The organism is Paramagnetospirillum caucaseum (assembly GCF_000342045.1).
Taxonomy (GTDB): Bacteria; Pseudomonadota; Alphaproteobacteria; order Rhodospirillales; family Magnetospirillaceae; genus Phaeospirillum; species Phaeospirillum caucaseum.
In genome coordinates this window covers 1-19717 of sequence record NZ_AONQ01000076.1, presented here as the reverse complement: position 1 = coordinate 19717, position 19717 = coordinate 1, and the positions used below count along the sequence as shown (strand labels likewise).

Sequence of the window (19717 nt, the reverse complement as noted above, 5' to 3'; positions counted from 1 at the left end):
TCCCAGCCTCCCCCCGGCAAGCCGGGGGGAGGAGTGATGCTGAAATTTACGCGAACCGCACGTAGTCGAAATCCACCGGCTGGTTGTTGATGCCGCGGGCCGGGGGGGCGATCCAGTTGGCGAACTTGCCGGGCTGGGTCACCGCGCCGCCCATCAGCGACAGGACATAAGCGAGGTCGGATTCCGAGGGCAGCCATTCGTCGCGGCGGCGCTCGAACTCCTCGGTGGAGATGACCTTGCCCGCGGGATCGACCGCGATGTCGGAGAAATGGCCGATGGCGCGGTTGAAGGCCAGATGGGGCAACGTCAGTTTGAAGTCGATGCCGTACTTGGCGATGATCTTGTTCCAGCGCTCGACGCCCTTGGCCACGTCCTCGGCCCAGTCGAGGCGCAGGCGCTCGTTGAGCGCGTTCAGCGCCGGGACCTCGATGGGCTGGAAGCCGCCGCTCACGGGGTGCAGCACCGAATAGGTGGTGTTCTCCAACTGGTGATCGTCGCCGATCTTGGTCTCCTCGAAGCGGCCCTTGAGGCCCATGTTGTACGAGGTCGCCGCGTTGGTGGAGACTTCGGCGCCGTAGAGGTCCGAGGTCACCGAGTAGTGGAAGTTAAGGTAGCGCTGGATGGTGGGCAGGTCGATGACGCCGAACTTCCTGACGTCGTCGGTGCGGTTCTCCTTCATCACCTGGCAGGCGCGCTCGATGATGCGGCCCACCCCGCTTTCCCCCACGAACATGTGGTGGGCTTCCTCGGTCAGCATGAAGCGGCAGGACCGCGACAGGGGATCGAAGCCGGATTCGGCCAGGGCGCACAGCTGGTACTTGCCGTCGCGGTCGGTGATGAAGGTGAACATGAAGAAGGCCAGCCAGTCGGCGGTCTTCTCGTTGAAGGCGCCCAGGATGCGCGGCTTGTCGGCGTCGCCCGAGCGCCGCGCCAGCATCTCCTCGGCCTCTTCGCGGCCGTCCTTGCCGAAATGGGCGTGCAGCAGGTAGACCATGGCCCACAGGTGGCGGCCTTCCTCGACATTGACCTGGAACAGGTTGCGCAAGTCGTAGAGCGAGGGGCAGCACTTGCCCAGCAGGCGCTGCTGCTCCACCGAGGCCGGCTCGGTGTCACCCTGGACGGTGATCAGGCGGCGCAGCATGGAGCGGTACTCGCCGGGCACCTCCTGCCAGGCGTCCTCGCCCTTGTGGGCGCCGAAATTGACCTTGCGGTCCTTCTCCGGCGGCGCCAGGAAGATGCCCCAGCGGTAATCCTCCATCTTGACGTGGCCGAACTGGGCCCAACCGTCGGGCTCGGCGGAAATGGCGGTGCGCAGGTAGATCTCGGAGGTGGCGGTGCCCTCGGGGCCCATCTCCTTCCACCAGTCGATATAATGGGGCTGCCAGGATTCCAGGGCGCGCTGCAGCTTCCGGTCCTCGGACAGGTTGACGTTGTTGGGGATCTTTTCGGCGTAATTGATCGAGGACATGACGGTTACACCCTTTCCTGATTGTAGGTGGCGCGCTTGCCGGTGCCGTAGAGTTTGAGGGCGCCGGCGTCGCCGACGGCGTTGGGGCGCTGGAAAATCCAGTTCTGCCAGGCGGTGAGGCGGCCGAAGATCTTGGTTTCCATGGTCTCGGGGCCGGCGAAGCGCAGATTGGCCTCCATGCCGGTGAGAGAATCGGGAGAGAAGGCGGCCCGTTCCTCGATCATCAGGCGGATTTCGTCCTCCCAGTCGATGTCGTCGGGGGTGCCGGTGACCAGACCCAATTTGGCGCAGGCGGCGGCGTCCAGGTCCCGGCCGATGGTGTCACGCGCCTTGCCGACGCTGTCGGGCTCGCCCAGGAAGCGGGTGGCGAGGCGCGAAAGGCCGTTGCCCATGGGCAGGCCCTCGAAGTTCAAGGCCGACAGGCGGATGGTGGCGGCGGGCGCCGGATTGCCCTCGAAGGTGCCGTCCAGCATGAACGAGCGGTCCACCGCGAACAGGATTTCCGCCACGAAGCCGGCGAAGCACGAACCGGGCTCCACCAGGGCGAACAGGGTGCGGCTGGTGACGTCGAGACGCTTACACGTGCGCTTCCAGTACAGCAGGATTTCCCGCACCAGCCAGTCGGACGCACCGAATTTTTGCAGGGCGGCATCGTAGCCCATCACCAGACCGGCATCGCCCTCGGTGCGGAACACCCAGGTGGCGATGGTGGTCTCGTTGGCCCGCAGGTGCAGGATGGCGTCGTCCAGCTCGCGCGCCAGGGCCAGGGGATAGAAGTCGACTCCTTCCGCCTTGATCCCGGCCAGATCGGCGGGACAGGCGGAATTGGGGCCCTTGATGGTGATGTTGGCGGCGCGGGTGGCGCGGTCGAAGGCGATGTCGATATGGGGATAGGTGACGCCGTCTTCGCCGATGACCCGCGACACCTGGGCCAGCACCACGCCCTTCTCGCCCGCCGGGCGGTCGGATTTGGCGGCCAGTTCGGCGGCCCTCTTCGCCACCGCCGCCTTGAAGGCCGAGGACGGGATCACCTCGTCGACCAGACGCCATTCCACGGCGCGCTTGCCCTTCACCCCCTCCTCGATGGAGCAGAAGATGTCGGCCAGGTCGCGGCGCACCTTGCGCTTGTCCACCACGCGGGTGAGGCCTCCGGTGCCGGGCAGCACCGCCAGCAGCGGCACCTCCGGCAGGGACACCGCCGTGTTGCCGTCGTCGACCATCATGATGTAGTCGGTGGCCAGCGCCAGCTCGTAGCCGCCGCCCGCCGCCGTGCCGGTCACCGCGCACATATAGGTCTGGCGCGAGTTCTCGCTGGCATCCTCGATGGAATTGCGGGTCTCGTTGGTGAACTTGCAGAAGTTCACCTTGTGGCCGTGGGTGGAGACGCCCAGCATCTTGATGTTGGCGCCGGCGCAGAAGATCTTGGGATTGGCCGAGGCCATCACCACGGTCCGCACCTCGGGGTGCTCGAAGCGCAGGCGCTGCACGGCGTCGTACAGCTCGATATCGACGCCCAGATCGTAGGAATTCATCTTCAGCTCGTAGCCCGGCGCCAAGGTGGAAGTCGGGTCCACATCCATGGTCAGCGTCGCCACGGCGCCGTCGAAGGCCAGCTTCCAGTGCCGGTAGCTCTCGGGGGAGGTTTGAAAGTTGATCATGGGCGTGCGCCTCGGTTGGAATGACTGGATGCACTATAGTGCAGATTTGGAATTGTTCGCAAGAGGAAACTTGCATTAAAGTACCGCAATGCCGATTTGCGGCATTATCCTGCATGTGGGGAGGCATACTCCACTTGTCATCCCGAGTGCAGCGAGGGATCTCCGCCCCGATGATCGGTGCCGATTCTGAAACGGTTTCCAGACGGAGATCCCTCGGCTTTCCCTCGGGATGACAGACTCAGAGCGCGACCACCGCCGCGCCTTGGGTCATGGCGTCCAGCATGGTGCGACTGCCCTGGACGGCCGAGCGCTGCATGTAGAAGCGCAGGCCCCTGAGGCCGCCCAGTTCCTCGCCGCCGCCGGCCCGGCCCGGGCCGCCGTGGACGCAATGGGGCATCACCACGCCGTGGCCGGAATGGCCGGCCGCCACCGATCCGTCCACCACCAGGACGCGGCCGTGGCTGGTGGCGATGGCCGGGACGAAACCGGCCAGGAAGGCCCCATCGCCCGAGAACACCGAGGCCGCCAGGGAGCCGCCGCCCTTGCGGGCCAGCGCCACCGCCTGGTCCACGCCGTCATAGGGCATCAGGGTGGCGACGGGGCCGAACACCTCGATCTCGTGCACCAGCCTGGCGGCCATGGGGTCGTTGCACAGCAGCAACGTCGGCGGCACGAAACAACCACCATCGTCGTTACCGCCCCCCGCCGCCACCCGGGTCTCGGCCTTCAGCCGGTCCAGTCCGGCCCACGCCGCCTGGGCCTGGGCGCGACTGACCAGCGGCCCCATGCGCACCCCCTCGGTCCGGGGATCGCCCATCACCGCCTTGGCCAGGGCCGCCTTCAGGGCCGTCACGACGGCATCGACCCTGTCTCGCGGCACCAGCACCCGGCGGATGGCGGTACATTTCTGCCCCGCCTTGACGGTCATCTCGCGCGACACCTCCTTGATGAAGGCGGCGAATTCGGGCGAATCGGGCGAAGCGTCCGGCCCCAGGACGCAGAGATTGAGCGAATCCGCCTCCACCGCGAAGCGGATGTTGGAGCGGATGACGTTGGGATTGGAGCGCAGATGCTCCGCCGTATCGGCCGAGCCGGTGAAGGCCACCAGATCGCCGGGCCGCAGATGATCCATCAGGTCGCGCCCGCCGCCGCACAGCAGCGAGATGGCGCCGTCGGGCAGCACGCCGGCCGCCACCACGTCCCGGACCATCTCATGGGCCAGCCACGCGGTGGCGGTGGCCGGCTTGGCCAGAAACGGCATTCCGGCCAGCAGGCTGACCGCCGCCTTCTCCCACAGCCCCCACGAGGGGAAGTTGAAGGCGTTGATGTGCACCGCCACGCCGTGCAGCGTGGTCCAGATGTGGCGGCCGCGGAAGGCCTCGTCCTTGGTCAGCTGGTCGTCGGTCGCCTCGGCCAGCAGATGGGCCTCGCCCAGCTTGCGGCCGATGGAGGCGTAGTATTTGAGGGTGCCGATGCCGCCGTCCACGTCGAGCGCCGCATCCACCGCCGTGTTGCCGGAATTGGCCAGGGCGATGGAATTGTAGCGCTCGCGGTTCTCGGCGAGCACCCCGGCCAAAGCGTTGATCAGCCCCGCCCGCTGGGCGAAGGTGAGCGCGCGGAGCGCCTGCCCGCCCCTGTCCCGGGCGAAGGCCAGGGCCCCGGCCATGTCCAGGCCGTCGCCCGAGGCGGTGGCGAGGATCTCGCCGCTCACCGGGTCCTTCAACTGCGCGCCGGAACCGGCGCCGTCCTGCCAATGGCCGGCGAGATAGCTCTGCAAGCGGATCATGGGATCATCCTATGGAGTGGACGAAGCGGACGATGGCGGCCAGGGTCGCCTCGGGCTGGTCCTTGTGGGGGGAATGGCGGCAGGATTCGAGCAGCACCACCTCGGCGCCCGCCCCGGCCTTGGCCTGGATGGATTCGTATTGGACGCGGCTGCCGTACTCGTCGTCGCGGCCCTGGATCACCATCACCGGCACCCGGATGCCGGGCAGGAATTCCTCCAGGTTCCAGGCCATGAAATCGGGATCGAGCCAGGCGCCGTTCCAGCCCCGGAAGGCGCAATCGACGTTGTCGTGGTGCAGCTTCAGCAGCCGCTGGCGCAGATCGCCGCTTTCATAGGCCTCCTTGGCCTTTTGGATCGAGGCGACGCAAACCGCCTCGTTCATCACATGGGGGGCGAGGCAGACCACGCCCTTCACATCCGGGGCGGGCGTCCCGCCGGCATGGATCAGGCTGATGGAGGCGCCGTCGGAATGGCCGGCCAGCACCACCGGCCCCAGCTTCAGGTGGGCCAGCAGGCGGGGCAGCACGTCGAGCCCCTCGTGATGCATGTAGGTCAGCGGCCGCGGCAGGGCGACGGGGCTGGAGCGGCCATAGCCGGCGCGGGAATAGAGGAACGCGCCGCATCCCGTCGCCTCGGCCACCTTGTCGGGGAAATCCCGCCAGATGCCGACCGAGCCCAGGCCCTCGTGCAGGAACACCAGGGTGGGCCGCTCCGGCGCATGGGGGTGAATCCAGCGGTATTCCAGCCGCTGGTCGGAAAGCTCGATCATGCCGTGCTGATGCTCGCGCCACATGGCCCGGCCCTCACTTGGGCCGCGAGAAGTCGATCTGCCCGCCGGGCAACAGGTAGAGCACCAAAGCGGCGCCCTCGGTAAGGGTCGGACGGTGGGCGCTGTCGGGGCCGTAGACCAGCCAGCCGCGCGGAGCGCCGTCGAATTTGGCATCGGGATCGATGGGCATGATCATGTCGATCTCGCCCAGGGGATGGCGGTGGCGCGGCCCCACCACGTCCTTCATGTGGACCACGTCGATGGAAAAGTCCGACAGTTGGCCGTCGGCCTCGGCGACCCTTCCGTAGCGGATGCCGCCGTGCTCGTTCTCGCACATCCAGCCTTCGGCGATGCCGGCGTGGCAGGCCGCCTCGATGGATTTGAACACCGCGCCGTCGGCGGGAAAGCGGGCGCCGAGCACGCCCGCCAGCGTTTCATCCACCGGCAGCCCGGCGATGGAAGAGGTTACCTGCGCCACCAGCGCCTTGAATGCGGTCTTGGACACGGATTGTCGCTCCCATAGGGGTGAACGACCGGAACTATATCACCGCACCCGCCGCCTTAGAAGCATTATAATGCATGGCGCCGTTCTGCCTGCCACCCCGGTGGCCATCGGGATGGCAGGCCTACTTGCCGGCCGGCGACAACCGCACCGCCGAGACCTTCAGCTCAGGGATCTTGGCCACCGGGTCGAGCACCGGATTGGTCAGCAGGTTGGCCGCCGCCTCGGTGAAGCAGAACGGCATGAACAGGGCGCCGGGCGACAGCCGGGAATCCGCCGCCGCCACGGCCTCGACACGGCCCCGTCGGCTTTCGATGCGTACCATGGCCCCCTCGGCCAGCCCCAGCCGGGCCATGTCCGCCGGGCTGATATTGACCGCCGGCACGCCCTGCAGGCGGTCGAGCACGTCGGAGCGCCGGGTCATGGAGCCGGTATGCCAGTGCTCCAGCACCCGGCCGGTGGACAGCAGGAAGGGATATTCGGCATCGGGGCTTTCCGCCGGGACGAGGCCCGAGGCCGGCACCAGCCGCGCCTTGCCGTCCCCGGTGGGGAAGGATTCGTCGAACAGGATGGCCTTGCCGGCGGGATAGGTGATTCCGCCCTCTTTCTCCAGCCGCTCCCAGGTGATCCCGGCCAGCGAATCCATCAGGCCGCGCATCTCGTCGAACACCGCCCGGGGGCCGTCATAGCTCCAGGCAAGGCCCAGGCGCTTACCCATCTCGGCGATGATCCACAGATCGGGCCGCGCTTTCCCCGGCGGGTCCAGCACCTGCCGGCCCATCTGCACGTGGCGGTCGGTGTTGGTGAAGGTGCCAGTCTTCTCGAAGAACGCCGAGGCGGGCAGCACCACGTCGGCCAGCATGGCCGTCTCGGTCAGGAAGATGTCCTGCACCACCAGATGGTCCAGGCCGGCCAGCGCCTCGCGGGCATGGGCGAGATCGGGGTCGGACATGGCCGGGTTCTCGCCCTCCACATACATGCCGCGGATGATCCCCGCCTGGGCGGCGTTCATCATTTCGACCACGGTGAGGCCGGGAGCGGGGTCGAGGTCCTGGCCCCAGCCGGCTTCGAAACGTCCGCGCACCGCCGGGGTCCCCACCCTGCCGTAATCGGGCAGCATCATGGGGATCAGCCCGGAATCGGAAGCGCCCTGGACGTTGTTCTGGCCGCGCAACGGATGCAGGCCGCTGCCCTTTCGGCCCACCTGGCCGCACAGCATGGCCAGGGCGATCAGGCAGCGGGAATTGTCGGTGCCGTGGCTGTGCTGCGACACCCCCATGCCCCACAGGATCATGGCCGAGCCGGCGCGGGCGTAAAGACGCGCCACCGCCCGGATGGTGCCGGCATCGATGCCGCACAGCGGCGCCATGGAATCGGGGGAATAGGCCTGGAGGTGGACGGCCAGCTCCGCGAAGCCAGTGGTGCGGGCGGCCACGAAATCCTTGTCGTACAGCTCCTCGGCGACGATGACGTGCAGCATGGCGTTCAGCAGCGCCACGTCGGTGCCGTTGTTGAACCGGAGGTGATGGCTGGCGAAGCGGGTCAGCGCCTGCCCCCGGGGGTCGAGGATCACCAGCCGGGCGCCCCGCTTCACCGCGTTCTTGATGAAGCTGGCCGCCACCGGGTGATTGGCCGAGGGATTGGCGCCGATCAGGACGATCACCTCGGCGTTGGCCACCTCGGCGATGGGGGCGGTGACCGCCCCCGAGCCGATGCCCTCCAGCAGCGCCGCCACCGACGAGGCGTGGCACAGCCGGGTGCAGTGGTCGACGTTGTTGCTGCCGAAGCCGGTGCGCACCAGCTTCTGGAACAGATAGGCCTCCTCGTTGGAGCCCTTGGCCGAGCCGAGGCCGGCCAGCGCCGTCCTGGGCAGGCGCTTCAACCCGGCGGCGGCGATGTCCAGCGCCTCGTCCCAGGTGGCGGGACGGAAATGGCTGAAGGGATCGGCCGGATCGATCGGTTCCTTGGGGGCGCCCTCCTTGCGGACCAGCGGCGTGGTCAGGCGCTGGGGATGGCGGGAATAGTCGAAGCCGAAGCGGCCCTTGACGCACAGGCGCTCGTGGTTGGCCAGCCCGTCGCGCCCCGTCGCCGCGACGATGGCATCGCCCCGCACATGATAGGTGACCTGGCAGCCGACGCCGCAATAGGGGCACAGGCTGTCCACGCTGCGCTCGGCCCGGACCGGACCGGCGGCCGGCAGCAGCGCTCCCGTTGGACAGGCCTGGACACATTCGCCGCAGCCGACGCAGGAGCTGGCCCCCATGGATTGGGCGAAATCGAAGGTGATGCGGCTTTCGCCCCCCCGCCCGCTCATGCCGATCACGTCGTTGACCTGCACCTCGCGGCAGGCGCGCAGGCAGAGCGTGCAGTGGATGCAGGCGTCGAGCCGCACCGCCATGGCCGGGTGGGAGGTGTCGGGGGCCGCTGGCGCGGTGGTGGACGCGAACCGGCTGGCCTTCACCCCCACCGCCCCGGCCCAGCCGAGGAAGGCCGAGTCCGGGTCGGGCGAGGCATGGTCGGCCAGCAGCAGCTCGAACACCATGCGCCGCGCCTTGTCGACCCGCCCGTTGGCGGTCTCCACCACCATGCCGGCCGTGGGGCGGCGCCTGCACGACGCCGCCAGGGCGCGCTCGCCCTTGATCTCCACCACGCAGGCGCGGCAATTGCCCTCGGGCTCGAAGCCGGAACGATCCGTGTGGCAGAGATGCGGCAGCGTTGTGCCCAGGCGCTTGGACACCTGCCAGATGGTCTCGCCGTCCTTGGCCTCGACCTCGGCGCCGTCCAGGATGAAGCGGGTCATTTCACCACCTCGGGAAAATGGCGCAGCAGGCTCTGCCAGACATTGGGCGCCGCCTGGCCCAGGCCGCAGATGGAGGCGTCGCGCATGACGTCCGCCAGGTCACTCAGCAAGTCCCGGTCCCAGGCGGGCCGGGCCAGCAGGTCCACCGACTTGGCGGTGCCCACCCGGCAGGGGGTGCACTGGCCGCAGCTCTCGTGGGCGAAGAAGCGGGCGAGGCCGAGCGCCGCCGCCCGCAGATCGTCGGCCTGCGAGAACACCACCACCGCCGCCGAGCCGATGAAGCCGCCATGCTCCTCGATGGCGCCGAAGGCCAGGGGCGGAGTCAGGCGGGCGGGCAGGAAACCGCCCGAGGCGCCGCCCGGCAGATAGGCGGCCAGGACGTGGCCGTCCTCCATGCCGCCGCAGAATTCCTCGATCAGCTCGGTGATGGTGATGCCGTTGGGGGCGATCTTCACCCCCGGTTCCTTGACCCGGCCCGAGACGGAATAGGTGCGCAGGCCCTTATGTCCGTTGCGGCCCTCATTGGTGAACAGCTCCGCCCCCTCGGCCAGGATGCGGCCGACCCAATAAAGGGTCTCCACGTTGTTGACCAGGGTGGGCCGGCCGAACAGCCCCACCTCGGCCACATAGGGCGGGCGCTGACGCGGGTATCCGCGCTTGCCCTCCAGGCTTTCGATCAGCGCCGATTCCTCGCCGCAGACATAGGCCCCGGCGCCGCGCCGCAGGTGGACCGGCACCGCGCCGGGCAGTTGGGCGACCATCCCGCGCAGAATCCGATGCAGGTCCGCATACTCGTCGCGGAGATAGAGGTAGACCTCGTCGGCCTCCACCGCCCAGGCGGCGATCAGGGCGCCTTCCAGCACGCGGGCGGCGGCGGTCTCCAGGAACCAGCGGTCCTTGAAGGTGCCGGGCTCGCCCTCGTCGGCGTTGACCACCACCAGGCGCGGCCCGTCCTGCGCCGCCACGCTCCGCCACTTGCGGGCGGTGGGAAAGCCGGCACCGCCCATGCCGCGCAAGCCTGCCTTGTCCAGCTCGGCCAGCACCGCATCGCGGGGCAGTTCGCCGGACAGGCAGCGGGCCAGGACGGGATAGGAATACTCCGCCGGCATCGCCGGGGCGCCGGCCGGACCCAGGGCCGCCGCCACCTTGGCCGCGTCGGCGCCACGCACCGGCACCTTGCCGGCCAGGGCGGCGGGGGCGTGGTCGCACAGCCCCATGCAGGGCGCATCCTCGACCGCCACCCCTGCCGGCAGGTTTCCCAGGTCGAGGGGACGCATGGCGCAGGCCGGGCCGGTACAGCGCCGTACCACCGCCCCGGGCACGGTCTCGCCGTCGCCTGCCAAGCCGAAATGGGCGTAGAAGCTGGCCACCTCCTGCACCTCGGCGGGGGCCAGGCGCATCTCCTCGGCCAGGGCGGCGAGATGACGGCGGAACAACCCGCCGAAGCGGTCCTGCAACGCATGCAGGTTCTCGATCAGCAGGTCGCGGCGGCGGAAATCGGCCGGCAGCAGGGCGACGATTTCGGCCACGGATTCGGGCGAGGCGGCGGCGGGGCCGAGGCGGCGGTGGGGGCGGGGAGCGGCGTTCATGCCCTGCACTATAGTGCACGCGAGAAGAGAATCACAGCCCCAGATGCGGGGCGCACAGGCGCGACAATTCCTCGATGCTGTCGCCGATGGCGCGGCCCGAGGTGTTGAGCACCGCGTCGGCCCGTCCGTAGAGATGGCGCCGGGCGTCGAGGATGGTGCGCAGATCCTCCATGGCGGCCATCTGCTGGCCGGCGATGGGGCGCAGGTCGCCCTGGCCCATGACGCGACGCATGTGCTCCTCGGGCGTCGCCTGGACCCAGACGGTGAAGCACGATTGCAGCAGCAGCTCGAAGGTGCGGGGCTCGGACACCAGCGAGCCGCCGGCCTCCAGCACCATGGAATGCTGGCTTTCCACCGTGCCTTCCAGCGCCGAGTATTCCAGCTTGCGGTAGCCCTTCTGGCCGGTGGACAGCAGAATCTCGGTCATGTCCATGCCGGCGATCTGCTCGATCACCGAGGTGATGCGCACGAAGGGGGCGCCGAACCGCTCGGCCACCGCCTTGCCCAGCGTGGTCTTGCCGGCGCCGCGCAGGCCGATCAGCGCCACCCGGCGCTTCAGCTTCAGCCCGCGCTTGAAGTTCTGGCGCAACAGGACATAGGCCTCGGATTGCTGCTCCGGATTGAGCTGGTCGAGGAACTTCTTGGCCAGCGGCAGGTCGGGATGGCTGGCCTCGGCCTCGGCCTCGATCATCTCGGTGATGGGGGTGTCCATGGCCTGGGCCAGCAGCCACAGGATGTTGACGCTGACATTGGCCTGCCCGCCCTCCAACTGGGCGAGATAGCGCTCGGAAATGCCGGCATGGCAGGACAGATCCTTGCGCGACATGCCGCGCCGGGCGCGGAAGCGTTTGACCCGATCGCCCAATCGTTTGGCGAGAACGGCGAATTCCGCCTGTTCGACCATCTGTCCCGATCCTGAATCCCTGTTGCCCGAGTCTTCAGTGAAGCACGGCCGTTCCGGATTGGCTAGCCCGGACCTGCACTATGATGCAGAAATCAAACCCGCCACAGCCCGAACGGCACCACCTTGTTGCCGACGTCGTGGCCGATATCGGCGCGCCCCAGCCAGTTGATGCCGGAACGCCGGCACCAGGCGCGGGCCACCTCCTCCTCGCTCTGGCCGAAATCGGGGCGGTTGGGCGGAATGTCGGAACAGCGGCCGAGCTTCAGCCCCGCCACCCAGCGCAGCGCCGGGGCGCTGGTCAGCTGGAACAGGTCGCGGTCGATGCGATACATGTATTCCGACACCTCCTCGACCATCAGCACATGGCCCGACAGGTCGGGCTGCCAGGGGGTACCCAGCAGGTGGCAGAGGATGGTGAGGTTGAAGGCGGCGGCCGGCACCTCGGGCGACAGCGACGGCTCCAGCGCCTGCGGGTTGCGCTCCACCAGGAAGGACAGCGCCCGGACCACCGCCGCCTCGCCGCCCGGACGGATGATGTCCACCGGCATGGGGCCGTGGGCCAGACGGGAAACGCCCCGGCCATAGAGGGCGCCAAGCAGCGAGCCGCCGTCGGAATAGCCCATGTAGACCTTGCGCCGGGCGGCCTCGCCCAGGGACGGCAGCAGGCCCTCGATCAGGCGGCAGGCACCATAACCGCCGCGCGCGAACCACACGGCGTCCAGGCTGTCGTCGTTGGCGGTCTCGGCCAGGGCCTTGAGCCGCATCTCGTCGCGGCCGGCGAAATGGCCCCAGGCCTCGAAGCATTGGGGATGGAAGACCAGTTCGGCCCGCCCGTCGGGATACAGGCGGGCGGCCAGCGCCGTGACCCGCTCGGCGATGTCGCGGTCGATGGCCGAGCCCGGCGCGACGATGCCGATCCTGGTCGTGCCTTCCGCCATCGCCGCCGATCCCCTTGCCGTCCCGAGCGGCGAATTGTAGCCTCCGGCCATGGAGCACGACACCCCCTATTTCTTTTGCGGCATCGGCGGCAGCGGCATGCTGCCCCTGGCGCTGATCGTCCGCGCCCGCGGCGGCGCCGTGGCCGGCTCCGACCGCTCGCTGGACCAGGGCCGCCTCGCCCCCAAGTTCGAATACCTGAAGGGACTGGGCATCCGCCTGTTCCCCCAGGACGGCAGCGGCCTCACCGATGCCGCCCAGGTGCTGGTCACCTCGGCGGCGGTGGAGGACAGCGTCCCCGACGTGGTGGCGGCCCGGGCGCTGGGAGCGACCATGCTGACCCGGCCGCAATTGCTGGCCCGCCTGTTCAACGGGGCCGAACTGTCCATCGGCATCGCCGGCACCAGCGGCAAATCCACCACCACCGGCATGCTGGGCTGGATTCTCGAACGCTGCGGCCAAAAACCGACGGTGATGAACGGCGCGGTGATGAGGAATTTCGTCCGCCCCGACGCGCCGTTCTCCAGCGCCCTGGTGGGCAGCGGGCCGGCCTTCGTCGCCGAGGTGGACGAAAGCGACGGCTCCATCGCCCATTACATCCCCCATGTGGCGGTGGTGAACAACATCGCGCTGGACCACAAATCCATGGACGAGCTGCGCCGCCTGTTCGGCGACTTCACCGCCAAGGCCAGGGTGGCGGTGCTCAACCTGGACAATACCGGGACGGCGGAACTGGCCGCCGGCCTGCCCGCCGGGCGGGTGAAGACCTACAGCCTGCATGATCCGCGCGCCGACCTGCGGGCCGAAGGAATCGCCCCCGCCCCCGACGGCATCGCCTTCACGGCACGGGACAGGGAGGGCGGAACGGTGCCGGTACGCCTGCTGGTGCCGGGACGCCACAACGTCGCCAACGCCCTGGCCGCCCTGGCCGCCGCCGCCGCCGCCGGGGTGAGCCTGGAGGACGGGGCGCGGGCGCTGGGCGAGTTCACCGGCGTGCGTCGCCGCCTGGAGACCGTGGGCGCCAGGGCGGGCGTCACGGTGATCGACGATTTCGCCCACAACCCCGACAAGATCGCCGCCACCCTGGCCACCCTGCACGACTGGCCGGGCCGCCTGCTGGTGATGTTCCAGCCCCACGGTTTCGGCCCGCTGCGCCTGATGAAGGACGAGTTCGTCGCCTGCTTCGCCGAGAATCTGGGCCCCGACGACGTGCTGGTCATGCCCGATCCGGCCTATTTCGGCGGCACGGTGGACCGCTCGGTGACCAGCGCCCACATCGCCGACGGCATCGCCGTGCGTGGCCGCCGCGCCCTCGCCCTGGGCGAGCGCGCCGCCTGCGGCGACGCCCTGGTGGAGATGGCCCGGCCCGGCGACCGCATCGTGGTGATGGGCGCCCGCGACGACACCTTGTCCCTCTTCGCCGAGGAGATCCTGGCCCGGCTGGGGCAATAGAAAAGGCGGGAAGGTCCGTCCTTCCCGCCTTTTTCCGTCACGTCGCGGAGGGCGCCTACTTGGCGCCCATGATGTCCAGATAGGCGATGCCGGCGGTGGCGCCGATGCCGATCTGGCCGCCCAGGCCGACCGGGACCAGGACGAAGTCGTTGCCGATGCCGACCAGACCGGCCTGCGCGGCCAGGCCGAGGCCGACGGTCAGCGACGCCTTGGCGCCGACATAATAGCCCTGCAGGCTGTTCTTGTCGGTCGCGGTGCCGCCGATCACCAGATAGCCCATGCCGTCCATGTGCTCGATCTCGAGATCGATGCCGAACAGGATGCCGCTCTTGCCGGTGTACTTGGACGGGCCGCCGACGCCGTTGTATTCACAGGCCACCGGATTGCGGGAATGGACCACGTAGGTGGTGCCGGTTCCGGTCTTGCTGCAGGTCAGGACACCCAGAACCACGCCGCCCTCGGCGCGGGCGTCGTTGCCGAACGCGAACAGAGCCGCCAAGGCGACAACCGTCGAAGCAATCCACTTCTTCATCGACCCCTCCTTAATTTTGCCCGTCCCGCGCCCGATACCGCAGTCACGCCAAAGTGGCCGTCCTGTCGGAGCGCGGCGACCGCAAGGATTATGGCATGGATTCCTGTGATGGGAAGGAGAATGCCTGTGCGGATTGTGACAGCTACGATTCGACAATTGCTGCGTCGCAACAATTCTATTCCTTGAGATTGAACCGCCCGCCGACGGCACAGCGTCTCATCCAGTCGCGGCAGGACCCGGCATGGGCATGGTCCTCGGGCGGCGCCCAGGCGGCGAAATCGGCCTCGCCGGTGGGCTGGTAGGGGCCGGGCTTGACCTCCACCACCAGGGTGCCCGGCGCCTGGGAGACCAGGGAATGCCAGGTGCCGGCGGGAATCTCCACCAGCCGCGCCGCGTCCTCGGCCATCTCGATGCGCCGGTCCACGCTGCCGTCGTCGGCGAAGGACAGCAGGGCGGCCCGGCCACACAGCAGGATGAAGGTCTCGAACTGCGCCGGGTGGCGGTGGACGCGGATATAGGTCTCCGGCTCGAAGGCGATCACCATGCGCTGGATGGAATCCGAGGCATCGCCGTGCAGGTTGATGTTGAGCCGCCGCCGCGGCCGCCCGGCGGCCTGGGCGGTCAGGTCGGCCAGGTCCCGGCGATCGATCTCCCTCATGGGGCATTCCTCCTGCACTCGATCATCTTGAAGATAGGAGGCGCCAGCATGATCACCATCACCACGCGGACCACGTGATGGGTGGAGACGAAGGCCACGTCCTGGCCGAGCGCCAGCGCCACCAGGCACATCTCGGCGATGCCGCCCGGCACGAAGGCCAGCAGCAACACCCCGAAGGGCAGGTCGCCGGCGGCGGCCAGCAGGCCGGCCGCCCCCGCCGACAGCACCAGCATGATGGCGGTGGCCCCCATGGCCGGGCGGGCCATCTCCGCCATGTCCGACCACGACAGGCCGCGGAAGCGGCAGCCGATGGCCGCCCCGGTGACCACCTGGGCCAGCACCACCAGTTCGGCCGGCGGACGGAAGGCGGTCATTCCGGCCAGATGCAGCCCGGCGCTGGCCACCATGGGCCCGGTCAGCATCCAGGCCGGCAGGCGCGCCAGCCGGGCCAGGGCGGCGCCGATCACCGCCGAACCCAGCATGAACAGGGCGTCGGCGCCGCCCAGATCGGCCAGACGCCCCATGCTTTCCCCCATGGGCACCGAATGGACGTGGGCGATCAGCCGGTAGCCGAACGGCACGGTGAAGACGATCAGCAGGATGCGCAGGGAATGCGACAGCGCGATGGTGCGCTCGTCGCCGCCCAGCGCCCCGCCGGTCAACACCATCTCGTTGATGCCGCCGGGCGCCGCCGCGAAGAAGGCGGTGACCCGGCTCATGCCGGCGCGGCGCATCAGGTAGACGGTGACCAGGATGGCGGTGACCGCCATGGCCAGCAGCAGGACCAGCAGGGATTCGCTCCACCAGCCGATGCGACCCAGCAGTTCGGGGGAAAAGGCGCTGCCCAGCATCAGGCCGAGCACGGCGATCATCACGCCGCGCAGCGGGGCGGGAACCTCGGGCCGCAGCCGGCCCAGCGCCCCCAGGGTGGTGGCGGTGAGCGCCCCCAGCATCCACGGCAGCGGCAGGTCGAGCGCGGCGAACAGCCCTCCCCCCGCCGCGCCCAGACCGAGGGCGATGGTCCAGGACCGCACTCTCATCATCACGGCAGGAACTGCTCGGTGATGATGCGCTCCTCCAGATTGTGCTCGGGATCGAACAGCAGGACCAGATCGCAGGAACGGTCCTCGCGCACCTCCACCTCGACCACGTCGCGGGCCTCGGTGTAGTCGGCCACGGCGCTGACCGGACGCTTGCCGGCCTCCAGGATATCGAACACCACCTTGGCGGTGTGGGGCAGCAGGGCGCCGCGCCAGCGCCGGGGCCGGAAGGCGGAAATGGGGGTCAGCGCCGCGATGCCCGCCCCCAGCGGAATGATCGGCCCATGGGCCGACAGGTTGTAGGCGGTGCTGCCCGCCGGGGTGGACAGCAAGATGCCGTCGCAGATCAGTTCATCCATGCGGATCTTGCCGTCGATGCGGATGCGCAGCTTGGCCGCCTGGCGGGTCTCGCGCAGCAGCGAGACCTCGTTGATGGCCAGGGCGTCCACCTCCTCGCCCGAAGCGGTGCGCGCCTTCATGCGCAAGGGGTGCAGGATCACCTGTTCCGCCTTGGACAGCCGCTCGATCAGCCCGTGCTCGCGGTAGACGTTCATCAGGAAGCCGACGCTGCCCCGGTTCATGCCGTAGATGGGCACCCGGCGGGCCACGAAGCGGTGCAGGGTCTCCAGCATGAAGCCGTCGCCGCCCAGGGCGATGATCAGGTCGGCCTCCTCGGGCGGCACGTGCGGATAGCGGCCTTGCAGCCGCGACAGCGCGGCCTTGGCGGCCTCGGTCTCGGCGGCGACGAAGGCGATGGAGGAAAAGATCATGACTGCCTCGGACTGAGCATCACCGTTCGCCCCGCCCGGCCCGGCCCCTGGACCGTTCCCAGTCCGGCAGCGGGTTGCGTGGATAGGGGGAATTTGTTATCCAAGCCGTGCGGTTTCCCCGCCAGTCGATTTGCCGCGATGGCGGCGCAAAGGTCAATCCCAATTCCGAGGCACCATGAGCGTGCGGATTCCGGCCTGCCGCCGAGCCTGGAAGCAGAAGGCCCCACCGGCCGTCGGCTCCTTCGCCTGAATGCTGTTCAACTCGGCCCCCTTCCTGTTCGGCTTCCTGCCCCTGGCCCTGGCCGGGTTCGCCCTGGCGCGGCAGGCGGGATGGCGCCCGGCCATGGCCTTCCTGACCCTGGCCTCGGTCGTCTTCTACGCATGGTGGAATCCGGCCTATGCCTGGCCGCTGGCCGTCTCCATTGCCGGCAACTTCCTGTTCGGGCTGGCCATCGCGCGGACCCGCGGCACGCCGTGGGGCGGCGCGGTGCTGGCCGCCGGACTGGCGGCCAATCTGGCCTTCCTCGGCATTTTCAAGTACGAGCGCTTCTTCGCCGAATCCGTCGCCCCGCTGGTCGGGCTGATGATCGAGGCCCGGGGGCTGGAACTGCCGCTCGGCGTGTCGTTCTTCACCTTCACCCAGATCGCCTATCTGGTGGACGTCAGGCGCGATCTGGCCCGGGACAACGACGCGCTGAGCTACACCCTGTTCGTCACCTTCTTTCCCCACCTGATCGCCGGGCCGATCATCCACCACAAGGAGATGATGCCCCAGTTCCGCCAGCCCCGGCGGCAGGACGGCGCCGCCGAGAATCTGGCGGCCGGCCTGTCGCTGTTCGCCATCGGCCTGTTCAAGAAGGCGGTGATCGCCGATTGGGTGGCGTCCTACGTCTCGCCGGGCTTTTCCGCCGCCGCCTCGGGGCAGGAATTGAGCCTGGGGGCCGCCTGGACCTGCGCCCTGGCCTATACGGTGCAGATCTATTTCGATTTCTCGGGCTATTCCGACATGGCGGTGGGGCTGGCGCGGCTGTTCGGCATCGACCTGCCGGTCAACTTCAACTCGCCCTACAAGGCCGCCAGCATCATCGAGTTCTGGCGGCGCTGGCACATGACCCTGTCGCGCTTCCTGCGCGACTACCTGTATTTCCCCTTAGGGGGCGGACGCTGCGGCCCGGTGCGGCGCCACCTCAACCTGATGATCGTCATGGCCCTGGGCGGCCTGTGGCACGGCGCCGCCTGGACCTTCCTGGCCTGGGGCTGCCTGCACGGGCTGATGCTGGTGGGCAACCACGCCTGGCGGGCCGTCCGTCCCGCCGAACCGGGCCGCCGCGAGCTGGTCGCCGGCTGGGTGCTGACCCAGGTGCTGGTCATCGTCGCCTGGGTGTTCTTCCGCGCCCCCGATTTCGGAGCCGCGCTGATCATCCTCAAGGGCATGGCCGGGCTGAGCGGACTGAGCGGCGGCGCGGTCAAGACGGCCTGGGACGGGCTGGCCCTCGCGCTGATCCTGATGGCGGTCTGCGCCCTGGCCCCCAACAGCCAGCAGATCATGCGCACCACCGGGCCGGGGCTGGAGCCCGTGGCGGCGCCGGAGCGCCTGGCCCGTCTCGCCTGGCGTCCATCGTCCGGCTGGGCCTGGACCCTGGCCGCCCTGCTGGCCTGTTCCGTCATGACCCTGTGGCGGACCAGCGAATTCCTCTATTACCAGTTCTGACATGACCCAGCCCGCCCCCCCGCCCCCCCGCCGCTTCCTGCTCACCCTGTTGGGCGGAATCGTGGCGCTGCTGGCGCTCGGCGCGGGGTTCAACTTCGCCGTCGATCCCTATGCCAGCTTCCGCTGGAGCGACGTCAAGGGCTTCAACGACCAGAAGACGCTGCGCCGGGGCGGCAGCCGGGTCAACAAGGCGCTGATTCTGGCCCACACCCGATTCGACGTCCTGCTCTACGGCTCGTCCCGGGGCGAAATGGGGCTGGACCCCGGCTCCTTTGCCCTGAACGGCGCGCCCGCCTTCAACGCCTCGCTGTCGGACACCAACATCGCCGAACTCGTTCCAGCGGCCGAGTATGCCGCCCGGCATCAGACGCCCCGGTTGGTGGTGATCGGCCTCGACCTCATGATGTTCGGCAAGGAAACCAATTCACACGGTGATTTCGACCAATCGGGATACGCCGGGGCCTCCCCCTGGCCGGTCTATATCCAGCGGCTGCTGTCGCTGGAGGCCTTCGCCGATTCCGGCTGGGTCCTGGCCAGTTCGATGCGCGGCCTGCGCCAGCCCTTCGCCAAGGATGGCACCTATGATATCGGCGTCCGCAAGAAGAGCATCGATCACCGCGCCGAGATAGACAGCCTGCTCCGCGCCCAGATGAGCTATTTCCGCTCCCAGGATGGTTTCCGTTATACGCCAGAACGGATGGCCGATCTCGCGCGCCTGCTGAAGGCCTTCGACAACGGCAAGACACGGGTGGCGCTGTTCATCACCCCCGTCCATGCCAAGACGCTGGAAGCCAAGGCCGCCGCCGGCCTGATGCCCGTCTGGGAACAGTGGAAACGCGAACTGGCCACCACCGTGGCGACGTCCAAGGCCGAGCTGTGGGATTTCAGCGGCGCCAACCCGGTCACCGCCGAGGACATTCCCCATACCCCCGGCCAGAGGATGCGCTGGTACTGGGACGGCTCACATTTCACCAAGGCGGCGGGCGATCTGATCTTGGAGCGGATCATCACCGGCAAGGGAGATGATTCCTTTGGAATCCGCCTCACCCCGGACAACGTGGAGCAGGTGAGCGCCCGCATCCGGGCCGAACGCGTCCGCTACGCCGAGACCCACCCCGCCGAGGTGGCCGAGGTCAGGGCGC

The 19717-nt window shown here is 68.8% G+C and carries 15 protein-coding genes and 1 pseudogene; 3 read left to right on the top strand and 13 right to left on the bottom strand.

Annotated features, from left to right (window positions below; translation table 11 throughout):
* Window positions 1-46: 46 nt before the first annotated feature.
* From boxB to H261_RS19435, 9 genes and pseudogenes are all read right to left on the bottom strand, one after another.
* The gene (gene boxB / locus H261_RS19475; RefSeq protein WP_008620983.1) at window positions 47-1468 is read right to left on the bottom strand and encodes a benzoyl-CoA 2,3-epoxidase subunit BoxB; all 1422 of its coding nucleotides are present in this window, start codon (window positions 1466-1468) and stop codon (window positions 47-49) included.
* 5 nt (window positions 1469-1473) lie between these two features.
* Window positions 1474-3126 carry a 2,3-epoxybenzoyl-CoA dihydrolase gene (gene boxC / locus H261_RS19470; RefSeq protein ID WP_008620981.1) on the bottom strand — a complete coding sequence of 551 codons (1653 nt, stop codon included), beginning with the start codon at window positions 3124-3126 and terminating at the stop codon, window positions 1474-1476.
* 238 nt (window positions 3127-3364) lie between these two features.
* The gene (locus tag H261_RS19465; protein WP_008620974.1) at window positions 3365-4912 is read right to left on the bottom strand and encodes a 3,4-dehydroadipyl-CoA semialdehyde dehydrogenase; all 1548 of its coding nucleotides are present in this window, start codon (window positions 4910-4912) and stop codon (window positions 3365-3367) included.
* Window positions 4913-4916: 4 nt separating this feature from the next.
* The gene (locus H261_RS19460; protein WP_008620972.1) at window positions 4917-5705 is read right to left on the bottom strand and encodes an alpha/beta fold hydrolase; all 789 of its coding nucleotides are present in this window, start codon (window positions 5703-5705) and stop codon (window positions 4917-4919) included.
* Between the two features lie 10 nt (window positions 5706-5715).
* Window positions 5716-6186, bottom strand: coding sequence for a 4-hydroxylaminobenzoate lyase (locus H261_RS19455; RefSeq protein ID WP_008620971.1), 471 nt, complete (start codon window positions 6184-6186; stop codon window positions 5716-5718).
* A gap of 121 nt (window positions 6187-6307) precedes the next feature.
* Window positions 6308-8983: a formate dehydrogenase subunit alpha gene (gene fdhF / locus H261_RS19450; RefSeq protein ID WP_008620970.1), complete on the bottom strand. Its 2676-nt coding sequence runs from the start codon at window positions 8981-8983 to the stop codon at window positions 6308-6310.
* Window positions 8980-10572 (bottom strand): NADH-ubiquinone oxidoreductase-F iron-sulfur binding region domain-containing protein, encoded by a 1593-nt coding sequence (locus H261_RS19445; protein WP_008620969.1) that lies wholly within the window; start codon window positions 10570-10572, stop codon window positions 8980-8982. Before H261_RS19445 ends, fdhF begins: the two co-directional genes overlap by 4 nt.
* Window positions 10573-10603: 31 nt before the next feature.
* Window positions 10604-11482: pseudogene (locus H261_RS19440) on the bottom strand (helix-turn-helix transcriptional regulator); the annotation flags it as partial.
* Between the two features lie 86 nt (window positions 11483-11568).
* Entirely contained in the window at window positions 11569-12414 is an 846-nt protein-coding gene (locus tag H261_RS19435; RefSeq protein WP_008620962.1) for an LD-carboxypeptidase, read from the bottom strand.
* Between the two features lie 49 nt (window positions 12415-12463).
* On the opposite strand from H261_RS19435, the gene H261_RS19430 reads away from it, so the two are divergent.
* The gene (locus H261_RS19430) at window positions 12464-13864 is read left to right on the top strand and encodes a UDP-N-acetylmuramate--L-alanine ligase (RefSeq protein WP_008620961.1); all 1401 of its coding nucleotides are present in this window, start codon (window positions 12464-12466) and stop codon (window positions 13862-13864) included.
* Window positions 13865-13919: 55 nt separating this feature from the next.
* Here the strand turns inward: H261_RS19430 and H261_RS19425 are convergent, their stop codons facing one another.
* The 4 genes from H261_RS19425 to H261_RS19410 form a co-directional block, all read right to left on the bottom strand.
* The gene (locus H261_RS19425; RefSeq protein WP_008620947.1) at window positions 13920-14396 is read right to left on the bottom strand and encodes a DUF992 domain-containing protein; all 477 of its coding nucleotides are present in this window, start codon (window positions 14394-14396) and stop codon (window positions 13920-13922) included.
* A 175-nt stretch (window positions 14397-14571) separates the two neighbouring features.
* Window positions 14572-15054 carry a WbuC family cupin fold metalloprotein gene (locus H261_RS19420; RefSeq protein WP_008620943.1) on the bottom strand — a complete coding sequence of 161 codons (483 nt, stop codon included), beginning with the start codon at window positions 15052-15054 and terminating at the stop codon, window positions 14572-14574.
* Window positions 15051-16097 (bottom strand): AbrB family transcriptional regulator, encoded by a 1047-nt coding sequence (locus tag H261_RS19415; RefSeq protein ID WP_008620939.1) that lies wholly within the window; start codon window positions 16095-16097, stop codon window positions 15051-15053. Before H261_RS19415 ends, H261_RS19420 begins: the two co-directional genes overlap by 4 nt.
* Window positions 16097-16864 (bottom strand): NAD kinase, encoded by a 768-nt coding sequence (locus H261_RS19410; protein WP_008620937.1) that lies wholly within the window; start codon window positions 16862-16864, stop codon window positions 16097-16099. The genes H261_RS19415 and H261_RS19410 overlap by 1 nt, the downstream gene beginning before the upstream one ends.
* A gap of 250 nt (window positions 16865-17114) precedes the next feature.
* Here H261_RS19410 and H261_RS19405 point away from each other — a divergent pair, with 250 nt between their 5' ends.
* Entirely contained in the window at window positions 17115-18575 is a 1461-nt protein-coding gene (locus H261_RS19405; protein ID WP_008620936.1) for an MBOAT family O-acyltransferase, read from the top strand.
* A gap of 1 nt (window position 18576) precedes the next feature.
* Window positions 18577-19717: hypothetical protein (locus H261_RS19400; RefSeq protein ID WP_008620935.1), on the top strand; the 1141-nt coding region annotated here is incomplete at its 3' end.

Excerpts from the sequence above, each read along its gene's own strand:
- boxB (WP_008620983.1), bottom strand. The coding sequence starts at position 1,468 with ATGTCCTCGATCAATTACGCCGAAAAGATCCCCAACAACGTCAACCTG.
- boxC (WP_008620981.1), bottom strand. The coding sequence starts at position 3,126 with ATGATCAACTTTCAAACCTCCCCCGAGAGCTACCGGCACTGGAAGCTG.
- H261_RS19465 (WP_008620974.1), bottom strand. The coding sequence starts at position 4,912 with ATGATCCGCTTGCAGAGCTATCTCGCCGGCCATTGGCAGGACGGCGCC.
- H261_RS19460 (WP_008620972.1), bottom strand. The coding sequence starts at position 5,705 with ATGTGGCGCGAGCATCAGCACGGCATGATCGAGCTTTCCGACCAGCGG.
- fdhF (WP_008620970.1), bottom strand. The coding sequence starts at position 8,983 with ATGACCCGCTTCATCCTGGACGGCGCCGAGGTCGAGGCCAAGGACGGC.
- H261_RS19445 (WP_008620969.1), bottom strand. The coding sequence starts at position 10,572 with ATGAACGCCGCTCCCCGCCCCCACCGCCGCCTCGGCCCCGCCGCCGCC.
- H261_RS19435 (WP_008620962.1), bottom strand. The coding sequence starts at position 12,414 with ATGGCGGAAGGCACGACCAGGATCGGCATCGTCGCGCCGGGCTCGGCC.
- H261_RS19430 (WP_008620961.1), top strand. The coding sequence starts at position 12,464 with ATGGAGCACGACACCCCCTATTTCTTTTGCGGCATCGGCGGCAGCGGC.
- H261_RS19425 (WP_008620947.1), bottom strand. The coding sequence starts at position 14,396 with ATGAAGAAGTGGATTGCTTCGACGGTTGTCGCCTTGGCGGCTCTGTTC.
- H261_RS19420 (WP_008620943.1), bottom strand. The coding sequence starts at position 15,054 with ATGAGGGAGATCGATCGCCGGGACCTGGCCGACCTGACCGCCCAGGCC.
- H261_RS19415 (WP_008620939.1), bottom strand. The coding sequence starts at position 16,097 with ATGATGAGAGTGCGGTCCTGGACCATCGCCCTCGGTCTGGGCGCGGCG.
- H261_RS19410 (WP_008620937.1), bottom strand. The coding sequence starts at position 16,864 with ATGATCTTTTCCTCCATCGCCTTCGTCGCCGCCGAGACCGAGGCCGCC.
- H261_RS19405 (WP_008620936.1), top strand. The coding sequence starts at position 17,115 with ATGCTGTTCAACTCGGCCCCCTTCCTGTTCGGCTTCCTGCCCCTGGCC.